Annotated in this window: 9 protein-coding genes; 5 read left to right on the forward strand and 4 right to left on the reverse strand. The window is 66.0% G+C overall.

Annotated elements, in window-relative coordinates; genetic code table 11:
• Positions 1–83 precede the first annotated feature (83 nt).
• Both ACZY1F_RS01750 and aroQ read left to right on the forward strand, forming a co-directional pair.
• A complete protein-coding gene (locus ACZY1F_RS01750; RefSeq protein ID WP_463939943.1) occupies positions 84–2,282 on the forward strand; it encodes an alpha-galactosidase in 2,199 nt (732 codons plus the stop codon).
• Positions 2,283–2,405: 123 nt separating this feature from the next.
• Entirely contained in the window at positions 2,406–2,879 is a 474-nt protein-coding gene (aroQ, locus tag ACZY1F_RS01755) for a type II 3-dehydroquinate dehydratase (RefSeq protein ID WP_463939944.1), read from the forward strand.
• Between the two features lie 45 nt (positions 2,880–2,924).
• On the opposite strand, the gene ACZY1F_RS01760 is transcribed toward aroQ, so the two are convergent.
• Positions 2,925–4,109, reverse strand: coding sequence for a MarP family serine protease (locus ACZY1F_RS01760; RefSeq protein ID WP_463939945.1), 1,185 nt, complete (start codon positions 4,107–4,109; stop codon positions 2,925–2,927).
• A gap of 264 nt (positions 4,110–4,373) precedes the next feature.
• Between ACZY1F_RS01760 and ACZY1F_RS01765 the strand changes: the two genes are divergently transcribed.
• Positions 4,374–5,051: a Crp/Fnr family transcriptional regulator gene (locus ACZY1F_RS01765; RefSeq protein WP_011693220.1), complete on the forward strand. Its 678-nt coding sequence runs from the start codon at positions 4,374–4,376 to the stop codon at positions 5,049–5,051.
• Between the two features lie 430 nt (positions 5,052–5,481).
• On the opposite strand, the gene ACZY1F_RS01770 is transcribed toward ACZY1F_RS01765, so the two are convergent.
• The 3 genes from ACZY1F_RS01770 to sp36 are packed head-to-tail and all read right to left on the reverse strand — an operon-like array spanning position 5,482 to position 7,126.
• A complete protein-coding gene (locus tag ACZY1F_RS01770; RefSeq protein WP_463939946.1) occupies positions 5,482–6,393 on the reverse strand; it encodes an NUDIX hydrolase in 912 nt (303 codons plus the stop codon).
• A 17-nt stretch (positions 6,394–6,410) separates the two neighbouring features.
• Positions 6,411–6,968 (reverse strand): RidA family protein, encoded by a 558-nt coding sequence (locus ACZY1F_RS01775; RefSeq protein ID WP_463939947.1) that lies wholly within the window; start codon positions 6,966–6,968, stop codon positions 6,411–6,413.
• Between the two features lie 2 nt (positions 6,969–6,970).
• The gene (gene sp36, locus ACZY1F_RS01780) at positions 6,971–7,126 is read right to left on the reverse strand and encodes a Sp36 family protein (protein WP_099093395.1); all 156 of its coding nucleotides are present in this window, start codon (positions 7,124–7,126) and stop codon (positions 6,971–6,973) included.
• A gap of 37 nt (positions 7,127–7,163) precedes the next feature.
• Between sp36 and ACZY1F_RS01785 the strand changes: the two genes are divergently transcribed.
• Together ACZY1F_RS01785 and ACZY1F_RS01790 are read left to right on the forward strand one after the other, a co-directional pair.
• Complete coding sequence (locus ACZY1F_RS01785) at positions 7,164–9,434, forward strand: transglycosylase domain-containing protein (RefSeq protein WP_463939948.1); 2,271 nt, start codon at positions 7,164–7,166, stop codon at positions 9,432–9,434.
• A 6-nt stretch (positions 9,435–9,440) separates the two neighbouring features.
• Complete coding sequence (locus ACZY1F_RS01790) at positions 9,441–10,388, forward strand: metallophosphoesterase (protein WP_463939949.1); 948 nt, start codon at positions 9,441–9,443, stop codon at positions 10,386–10,388.
• The last annotated feature ends 79 nt before the right edge of the window (positions 10,389–10,467 follow it).

Raw genomic sequence — 10,467 nt, forward strand, 5'->3', positions numbered from 1 at the left:
GGCTGCGCGCCGCGGGGCCTTGTGTTCCCGCGGCGCGCAGCCTAGTTTTTTCTTACTCCCACCCTTCAGAAGGACAGCATCATATGGACCCGCTCCACCTCCGTTCCGCCGGCACCAGCCTGGTGATCAGCTTCGACAACGGAGAGGCCGAGGTCATCCACTGGGGCGCGGACCTTGGCAGCGCACTCCCGGAACTCGCCATCCTCGGCGAACCGATCCCGCACTCCGCTATCGACGCCACCGTGCCCGCCGGTCTCCTGCCCCAGGCATCGTCCAGCTGGCGCGGCCGTCCCGCCCTCCGCGGCCACCGCATCGCCGACGGCGTCTCCGGCCTTGACTTCTCGGCCCGCCTCCGCACGGTGACAGCGAGCACCGAGGGCAACTCCGCCATCATCGTCCAGTCCGATGCCGACGCCGGCGTCACGGTCTCGTCCGCCCTGACACTGCACGACGGCGGCCTGCTGGAGCTGCGCCACACCCTCACCAACGACGGCGCCACGCCCTACCAGCTCGACGAGCTGGCCACCGTCCTCCCGGTGGCGCCGGACGCCGTCGAACTCCTTGACCTGACCGGGCGCTGGTGCCGGGAAAGCCACCCGCAGCGCCGCCCCATCCAGCAGGGCACCTGGGTACGCACGGGCCGGCATGGCCGCACCGGACACGACTCCTCGCTGCTCTTCGCCGCCGGCACCGCCGGCTTCGGCAACCGCCACGGAAGAGTCTGGGCCACACACCTGGCCTGGAGCGGCAACCACGAACACTTCGCCGACAGCATCGGGGACGGCCGCACCATGATCGGCGGTTCGGAGCTCCTGGGCCCCGCCGAGGTCATCCTTGAGCCGGGCGGCAGCTACACCACCCCCACCTTGTTCGCCGCTTACTCGGACCGCGGCCTGGACGGCATCAGCGAGGCGTTCTACAACTGGTTCCGCTCCCGCCCCCATCACGTGCTGCCCGCCGCCGCCACCGGCCTGCCCGCCGGCACGCCGCGTCCGGTGGTGCTGAACACCTGGGAAGCGGTCTACTTCGACCACAACCTGGACACGCTGATCGAGCTGGCTGATTCCGCCGCCGAACTCGGCGTGGAACGGTTTGTGCTCGACGACGGCTGGTTCCGCGGCCGCCGCGATGACCACGCCGGCCTGGGCGACTGGTACGTCGACGAGTCAATTTGGCCCGACGGCCTCACGCCCCTGATCGATGCCGTGACCTCGCGCGGGATGGAGTTCGGGCTCTGGGTGGAACCGGAAATGGTCAACCTGGACTCGGACATCGCCCGGGCGCATCCGGACTGGATTGTTGGTCCAGCCGCCGCCTCACACAAGGACGGCGGCCGCCTGCCACTGGAGTGGCGCAACCAGCACGTGATCGACCTCGTGAACCCGGACGCGTGGCAGTACATCTTCGACCGCGTGGATGCACTGCTGCGGGAGAACAACATCAGCTACCTCAAGTGGGACCAGAACCGGGACCAGCTGGAGCACGGCCACGCCGGCCGCTCCTCCGTCCACGAACAGACCCTCGCCGCCTACCGTCTCTTCGACGAACTCAAGAAGTCCCACCCCGGCGTCGAGATCGAGAGCTGCTCCTCCGGCGGCGCCCGCGTGGACCTGGGCATCCTGGAACGGACGGACCGGATCTGGGCCTCGGACTGCAACGACGCCCTGGAACGGCAGACCATCCAGCGCTGGACCGGGCTGGTAGTCCCGCCCGAGCTGGTGGGTGGACACATCGGACCGACCGTCTCGCACACCACAGCCCGCACCCACGACCTCTCCTTCCGCGCCATCACCGCCCTGTTCGGCCACTTCGGCATGGAATGGGACGTCCGTGAAGTCCAGGGCGCCGAACGCGCGGAACTCAAACGCTTCATCGGGATCTACAAGGAACACCGCGGCCTGATCCACTCCGGGCGCATGGTCCGCGCCGACGTCCCCGACGATTCCCTCATGCTCCACGGCGTGGTGGCCGACGGCGGTGCAGACATGGGTGAAGGTTCGACGGCGGCGCTGTTCGCCCTCGTCAGCACGGGCACGTCGTTCGCTGAACAGACCGGCCGGATCACCATCCCCGGCTTGGAACCGGACCGTGGCTACCGGGTGGAAGCCATCTTCCCGGCGCCCGGAGACGCCGACTACGCCCACACGTTCACCCAGGTGCGGCCACCGGCCTGGCTGGCGGACGGGGCGGTGGCCGGCGGCCGCTTCCTGGCCGAAGTGGGCCTGCCCATGCCCATCCTCAACCCGGAACACGCCGTGGTCCTGAGGTTCACGGCGCTCTAGGGTCGCTTGCGACGGATTCTGCACCATCATTCACCTGCCACTGTCCACGGCCGCCGGAAATCCGGCCCGGTGGAATCGCCCGGGCCGAATGATGGTGCAGAATCCGGCAGGTAGATTGGATTCATGACTGACGTTTCCTCCCCTGACTCCGCGTCCGCTGCCGGGCGTGGCACCATCCTCGTGATCAACGGCCCCAACCTCAACTTGTTGGGCACCCGTGAGCCGGAGAAGTACGGCACCTCCACCCTCGCGGACGTGGAGCAGCTGGCGGCCACGGCGGCGCAAGCGCACGGCTTCACCGTGGAATGCGTCCAGTCCAACCATGAGGGCGTGCTCCTGGACGTTATCCACGCTGCCCGCGGCACCGCCGTCGGGATTGTGCTGAACGCCGGCGCCTTCACCCACACCTCCGTGGCCCTGCGCGACGCCCTGGCAGCGGTGCAGCTTCCCGCCGTCGAGGTCCACATCACCAACGTGCACCAGCGCGAAGAATTCCGGCACCACTCGTTCCTGTCCCCCGTGTGCGCCGCGGTGATCGTGGGCGCCGGGGTCTTCGGGTACAAGCTCGCCATCGACTACCTCGCCGAAACGCTGTAGCCCGGCGCCGAACGGCTCAGGCCGGAGTGGCCAAGGCCGCCCCGGCTACTTCTGGATGCACTGCCCGGACGACACGGGGGTGCTGAGGCTTGAGGCCTGGGACGCGACCGGGAACAGGTCATCCATGGTGATGGCGAAGCCCATTTCGGCGTCCGAGGTCGCCTTGGCGAAGATGACGCCGGCCACCAGGCCCTCCATGGTCAGCAGCGGCCCGCCGGAGTTACCGGGCTGGACGTTGCCGGCGAGGCGGTAGATCTCCTCCGGGGCCGGGTTTTCGCCGTAGATATCGGGGACCAGGACGGAGCTGATGTCCTGGACGGTGGCGGGGTTGGACTTGAACGGACCGCCGTGGGGGTACCCCGCGAAAGCGGCCGGGCTGCCATTCGGGAGATCGGACGTCAGCGTGAGCGGTTCGGAGGGCAGCCCGTCAACGGCCAGGACGGCGAGGTCGTGCCGGGTGTCGAAGTACACCACCTTCCCGGGCAGCGCGTCGCCGTCGGGAATTTCAACCACCGGCTGCGACACGCCCGCCACAACATGGGCGTTGGTCACAACCCGGCCCGGGGAAACCACAAAGCCGGTGCCGGTCTGGTTCTGGCCGCATTGGTAGGCGGTTCCCGCAATTTTCAGGACTGACTGTGCGGCCCGGTTCAGGGCCGGCGTATCGGTGCTGGCGTTAGGCGCCGCCACTGGCTGCCCCTGGTCCAGGCCTTCAAGCAGCGTGGGGATTCCGTTGCCAATCACTGTGGACCGCAGTTGCGCCATGGTGGTCTTCAACGGAACAGGCGTCAGCCCGTCGATGTACCGGATGACTTTGGACTCGGCCAGTTGCTGCGACACAAACGGAACGCCCAGGGCGCTGACGCTGAAGGCGAGCATGGACATCACCAGGGCCGAGACCACCACGTTCACGGCTCCGCCCACCAGCCGGTCCATCGCTCGCAGCGGCTTGATCCGCACCGCGCCGCGGATTTTGCGCCCGATCATGGTCCCGAGGCCATGGCCCAGCGCCATCAGTACAACGGCCGCGGCCACGATGGCCGTCAGCCTCCAGCCGGAGTCATCCACGAAACCGCTGACCAGCGGAACGGCGAAGAATGCGGCCACCGCGCCCGCGGCGAAGCCCGCGATACCGCCGAGGGTGACCAGGAAGCCGTTGCGCAGGCCATAGATCAGGTAAGACAGCAGGGCCAGGATCAGCGCCAGGTCCAGAACGGTCAAGCCAAACACTGACGCTCCTCTAATACGGTTGAGACCCAATTCTAGTGGCGCAGGCTGACATTGTTCTGTGGGCGTCAGTCCACCGGCCCTGCGGGCCGAGTTCGTCCCGCGTTCGGTCGTAAAAATCACAGGCCGGGCGCGGCCGGGCACCGTATCGGGCCCGCATTACACACTGTCAGCGGCGTTTCCGCTGCCAAGTACGTCACAGAACCTTGAAAATTCTGAAACAATGGCAAAAGCGCCACAGCCGACACTTTTTATTCAGGAGATTTCATGGACATCGAGGTACTGCGCCGAGCACCCCTATTTGCCACGCTCGACGACGAAGCATTCCGCCTGCTGACGGATGAGCTGACCGAGGTGGACCTCTCCCGCGGTGCATCGGTATTCCGCGAGGGCGACCAGGGCGACCAGCTCTACTTCATCGTCTCCGGCAAGGTGAAGCTGGGCCGCACGTCCCCCGATGGCAGGGAGTCCCTGCTCGCCATCCTTGGCCCGGGTGAACTCTTCGGCGAAATGGCGCTCTTTGACCCGAGCCCCCGGACGGCCACGGCAACGGCCGTCTCCGAAACCCGCCTGGCCGGCCTGAAGAACGAAAGCCTCAACGCTCTCCTCCGGACGCGCCCCGAGGTTTCGGCGCAGCTGCTGCAGGCCCTGGCCCGCCGCCTGCGCCGCACCAACGATTCGCTCTCGGACCTGGTCTTCTCCGACGTCCCCGGCCGCGTGGCCAAGGCACTGCTGGATCTGGCCGACCGCTTCGGCCGCCCGGCAACGGACGGCGTCCTGGTAGCCCACGAGCTCACGCAGGAAGAACTGGCCCAGCTGGTAGGCGCCTCCCGCGAGACGGTCAACAAGGCCCTGGCAGAGTTCGTCCAGCGCGGCTGGCTCCGCCTCGAGGCCCGTGCCGTAGTGATCCTGGACATGCAGCGCCTCCGCCAGCGCTCCCGCTAGTCCCAGTTGCGTCCGGCCCGAGGCCGGCATCCTCCGCGTGCTGCGCCCCACCGTCCCCTAACCTCGCGAGCTCGGCCAGGGAACCCGGACGGTGTGGGCCCACTTCGTTGCTCTGACGCACGCTTCCGGATGCCGGACCTCGGGCCTTTTGCGTTACCCCCTGCCAACGCTCTCTCACGTCCTGCGGGTTTTTCGTAAACGCTCTCTCACTTTCTTAAGGAAAGTGAGAGAGCATCGCCGAGAAACCGGTGATAAGTGAGAGAGCGTTCGAGCTGGGCGGCGGTCTTTCGCGTAGGAGCGCATCACGGCGCATCGGGAACCGGAGGTCGCACAGCGACCGAAGGCTCCCCCTATGCGCCGTGTCTAAGCGACGGCGAAAGGCTGCCGCCCAGCGGTCCCAGCCGAGGATCTCCGTTTTCGGTCCGCGGAGCTAGCGTTCGCGCTGGGGGTCTCCGGCTACGGTTTTGGCGGCCTCTACTTCGAGCATCAGTGTGCCCTCTTCGTCGACAAGCCGTGCCTGGTACACGTGGGGTTTGCGCTTGTAGCTCAGGTAGGCGATGCAGCCGTTTGCGGCGGCCATCTTCTCGAGCATGATCTCCGAGCCCGGTACCAGGAGCTGGCCGAGAGTGAGGCCCACGGTATTTTCCTGGCCCACTTCATCGCCCAGGGCAGTGGTGCCGCGTGCGGCGATGGCCTGGGTGGCGCACACCCAGCGTCCCCAGACACCTTTGCTCTGCAGCAGGCTGGGCTGCTGGTTCATGGGCACTGTGGCTGCGAAGTAGCGGGTGTCGAAGCGGCGGTGCGCGAAGTCCGGGGTGCGCCAGTTGACGAGCGGCTTCAGCAGGTCGGTCCGCAGCGAGAGTCCCCGCTTGGCGAGGAGCTCAGTGAAGGTCTTCTCCTGGTCAGCAACGGCCACGCGGGCACGCATCCAGTCGTGCGTTGACGTGGCTTCCACCGTGGTGGACATGTCAGGCCCGGCCAGGAGCACGCCGGTTTCCTCAAACAGTTCGCGGATGGCGCCCACCACGTGGCGGCGCGCCAGCCCGACGTCGTCCGTCCCCATCTGCTCGGCCCAATGCTGGGGTGAGGGCCCCAGCCAGCCGACGGCGTCGTGGTCGGACGCCTCCAGGGAACCTCCGGGGAACGCGAGGACGCCCAACGGCGAGGAGCCGGGCCGGTACCCCAGCCACGTCTCCAGGCCGGTGGGCGAGTCCCGCAAAAGCACCACGGACGAAGCGTAGCGGGCAGCACGCGGAGTCCGCTCGCCGTGTTCGAGCCAGCTTTGGGCAGCCCCTTCAAGATCCGGAGGAAGGGCAAACAGACGTCGGGAGAGCTGAGGCAATTGAGTGAACCGGGTCCTTAGCTGAATTCAGCGATCAGTTCGACCTCAACGGGAGAGTCGAGCGGAAGAACCGACACGCCGACGGCGGAGCGGGCGTGCCGGCCTGCCTCACCAAAGACCTGGCCGAGGAGCTCGGACGCACCGTTGATGACGCCAGGCTGTCCGGTGAACGCCGGATCGGAGGACACGAAGCCCACCACCTTGACGATGCGGGTGATGCGGTCCAGATCGCCGATGACGCTCTTGATGGCCGCCAACGCGTTGATGGCGCAGACAGCGGCGTAGGCCTTGGCGTCCTCAGGGGACACGGTGGGCTCGTCAGAGTGGCCTTCCGTGCCGGTGGAAACCTTGCCGGTTGCTTCGAGTTTGCCATTAATAAACGGCAGCTGGCCGGAGGTGTAAACATGGCTGCCGGTGATGACAGCCGGGACGTAGGCGGCGACGGGAGCAGCCACCTCGGGGAGGGTCAGTCCGAGCTCGGCGAGGCGCTGCTCGACGGCGGAAACCGGCACTGAATCAGACGCGTTTTCCGGCGTGGATACAGGGCCGGACGTGGTCTCTGCGGGGGTGCTCATTGCTACTGCTTCTCCCTCTTGAGGTAGGCAACCAGACCGTTGCCGTCCGGTCCGGTGATTACCTGGACGAGCTCCCAGCCGTCCTCTCCCCACTGATCCAGGATCTGCTTAGTGGCGTGAATAATGAGCGGAATCGTGGCGTACTCCCATTTGGTCATGAGAGAAAGACTAGTCGTTGCCGGTAAAGTGGAAAACATGGTGACTCGTAAGAACCCCATTTTCGACACGGCCACTACCCTCGGAAAGATCTTTGGCTTCCTTGGTGTGAGCGCGATTTGTGGTGTCCTGGTGGCGGGGCTGCTAGTCCCGGCCGCCGCTGTTTCGGGCAGCGCGGCCAGCGGTTCTATCGAGTTCTTCGATACCCTCCCGGCAGAGCTGCAGGTGGACCCGCCCAGCCAGTCCACGCGGATCCTCGCCGCGGACGGCAGCCTGATCGCGAACCTGTATGAGGAAAACCGGACCAAGGTTGCCCTCGACCAGATTTCGCCGTTCATGCAGGAAGCCATCATCGCTGTCGAGGACAGCCGGTTCTACGAGCATGGCGGTGTGGACACCACCGGCATCCTCCGCGCCATGGTCAGCACGGCCCGTGGCAACAAGCAGGGTGCCTCCACCATCACCCAGCAGTACGTGAACAACGTTCTCAACGCCAACCTCGCAGCCGAGGGAAACACTGACGACATCAAGCTCAACGGTGTTAACAAGGGTGTGGGAGACAAGCTTCGCGAAATGAAGCTCGCGATCGCCCTCGAGAAGGAATTCTCCAAGGAGCAGATCCTTGAGGGTTACCTCAACATCGTCTTCTTCAACCGCGACGCGTACGGCATCGAGGCCGCCTCCAAATTCTTCTTCAGCACCACCGCCAAGGATCTGACCCTCCCGCAGGCAGCCCTCCTCGCTGGCCTCGTCAACAGCCCGTCAGCGTTCGACCCCATCACCAACCCGGAGAACGCCAAACAGCGCCGCGACCTGGTGCTGGGCCTCATGCTGAACCAGGGAAAGATTACCCAGGCCGATCACGACGCCGCCGTGGCCACACCGGTGGAGCCGAAGGTCACCCCGTCACGCCAGGGTTGCGCGTACGCCAGCACGGCACCCTATTTCTGCGACTATGTGCTTCACCTGCTGCTGAACAACCCTGCTTACGGTGCGGATGTGAAAGAGCGCGAGCAGAAGATCTTCCGCGGCGGCCTGACCATCACCACCACGCTGGACGTCAACGCCCAGAACGTTGCCCAGGTTGAGTCTGATGCGGCCGCCGGCGTTAATCCGGACAACTGGGGCGCGTCCATCGTCTCCGTGCAGCCCAACACCGGCAAGATCCTGAACATGGCGCAAAACACCTCGTTCCTGCCCACCGAAGGGAAGTTCAACCAGACGCAGAACTTCAACGTGGACAAGCTGGACAAGGACGGCAACGACCTCAACGGCCTGGGCGGATTCCAGCCCGGCTCCACCATGAAGCCCTTCACGTTCGCCGAGTGGCTGAACGAGGGCAAGTCCATGAACACCAATATCAACGCCGCCACACGCAAGTACCCGCAGAACTTCCCCTGGAAGAACACCTGCCCGGAACCCACGGTGGGCTGGTATGACGCCAGGATTCCCGGCAGCTTCGACCTGCAGAACTCCGACGACGGCTACTACCGGAACATGACGGTCCTGTACGGCCTGATGAACTCGATCAACACGGCCACCTTTGCCTCGGCGGCACAGGTTGACCTCTGCGGCATCCAGAAGATCGTGGATGCGGTCGGAATCCACGGTGGCCTGCCGGTGGGTGACGATCCCAACCCGCCGGTCAAGATGACCACGCTGGCCAACCTGATCGGCTCCACGCAGACCGCCCCGCTGACCATGGCCTCCGCGTTTGCCACGTTCGCCAACGATGGCAAGTACTGCGAGCCCATCGCCATCACCTCTGTCACGGACCAGACCGGCGCACAGCTCCCGGCCCAGGCCACCGCTTGCCGCGATGCGGTCAAACCGGAGGTCGCCCGGGGGGTTGCATACGCCATGCAGGAAGTTCTGAACGCCGGTTCCGGTTCCCTCATCCAGCCGCGGCTCTCCACCAAGACCAACTTCCCGGTGGCTGCCAAGACCGGCACCAACGACACCAACGGGTCCACCTGGGTGGTCGGGTACACCACCGGTGTGGCCACCGCGGCCTGGTTCGGCGACCCGCTGGGTGACCAGCTGCGGCCCGGCCGGAACCTGACGATCAACGGAAAGAGCTACGAGTCGATCGACGGTTACATGATCGCCGGTCCCATGTTCTCCAAATACATGGCCCAGGTAGCTCCGGCCTACGGCACCAACCCGTTCCCGGCCCCGCCCACCAATATGGTGAACGGAACACCGGCCCGGACCACGCCACCAACTCAGGCCACCGCGCCTGCCCCGGCCCCGGCCCCACAGCCGTCCACCGCGCCGAGCAGCAACGGCAACGGCGAGAAGAAGGACTAGCCGCCCATGGCAGTCAGCCCAGCATTGGCCAGCCGCGTCCGGAACACCGGGCGCGGCTTTGCCGTCACCGCCGGCGCGGGCGCTGCGGCGGGTCTCGCAGCCTTCGGATACGGGTTGTGGGAGAAGAACCAGTTTGTCCTGCGCGAGGAGACACTGCCCATCCTGCCGGCAGGCCACGCGCCCTTCCGCGTCCTGCACCTCAGCGACATCCACTTCGTCCCGGGCCAGGACACCAAGGCGCGTTGGCTTGAATCGCTGGCGTCGCTGGAGCCGGACCTGGTAGTCAACACCGGAGACAACCTCAGCCACGTCAAAGCCGTGGAGCCTCTGCTCAAGGCACTGCGCCCACTCCTGGAATTTCCCGGCGTTTTCGTTCCGGGGTCCAACGACTACTTTGGCCCCAGCTTCAAAAACCCCGCGTCCTACCTGCTGGGGCCGTCCAAGGCCACGCCCAAACCCGTCGAACTGGACTGGCCGCGGCTGCGGTCCGGCTTCGGCATGGGCGGCTGGGTGGACCTCACCAACCGGCATCAATCGGTGGTCTTGAAGAGGATCCGGTTCGACTTTTCCGGCGTGGACGATCCGCATTTGAACCGGGAGCGCTACGCTGGCTGGCCCCGCGGCACCCGTGACCAGGACCAAAACGCGCACCTCCGGGTTGCGGTCATCCATGCCCCCTACCAGCGGGTCCTGGACCACTTCACCCAGGACGGCGCGGACCTGCTGCTGGCGGGCCACACCCACGGCGGCCAGCTCTGCATCCCCGGCTACGGCGCCCTGGTGGCCAACTGCGACCTCCCCACGTGGCGGGCCAAGGGACTCAACGACTGGGAAAGCAACGGACGTACGACGCCGGTCAACGTCTCGGGCGGCATCGGCACCTCCCGGTTCGCTCCCATCCGCATCGCCTGCAAACCCGAGGCAGTCCTGCTGACGCTCACCTCCCCCGAATAAAGAACGTGTGAATCGGCTCACGCCATGGCATAGGGTAGTTGCTAAGGGAAACTACATTCGATTTAGAGCTTGAGAAGCG

This window comes from Pseudarthrobacter xylosi, assembly GCF_055412765.1.

Coding starts and splice junctions, on each gene's coding strand:
- aroQ (WP_463939944.1), top strand. CDS start 2,406: ATGACTGACGTTTCCTCCCCTGACTCCGCGTCCGCTGCCGGGCGTGGC.
- ACZY1F_RS01775 (WP_463939947.1), bottom strand. CDS start 6,968: ATGAGCACCCCCGCAGAGACCACGTCCGGCCCTGTATCCACGCCGGAA.
- ACZY1F_RS01790 (WP_463939949.1), top strand. CDS start 9,441: ATGGCAGTCAGCCCAGCATTGGCCAGCCGCGTCCGGAACACCGGGCGC.
- ACZY1F_RS01750 (WP_463939943.1), top strand. CDS start 84: ATGGACCCGCTCCACCTCCGTTCCGCCGGCACCAGCCTGGTGATCAGC.
- ACZY1F_RS01785 (WP_463939948.1), top strand. CDS start 7,164: ATGGTGACTCGTAAGAACCCCATTTTCGACACGGCCACTACCCTCGGA.
- ACZY1F_RS01765 (WP_011693220.1), top strand. CDS start 4,374: ATGGACATCGAGGTACTGCGCCGAGCACCCCTATTTGCCACGCTCGAC.
- sp36 (WP_099093395.1), bottom strand. CDS start 7,126: ATGACCAAATGGGAGTACGCCACGATTCCGCTCATTATTCACGCCACT.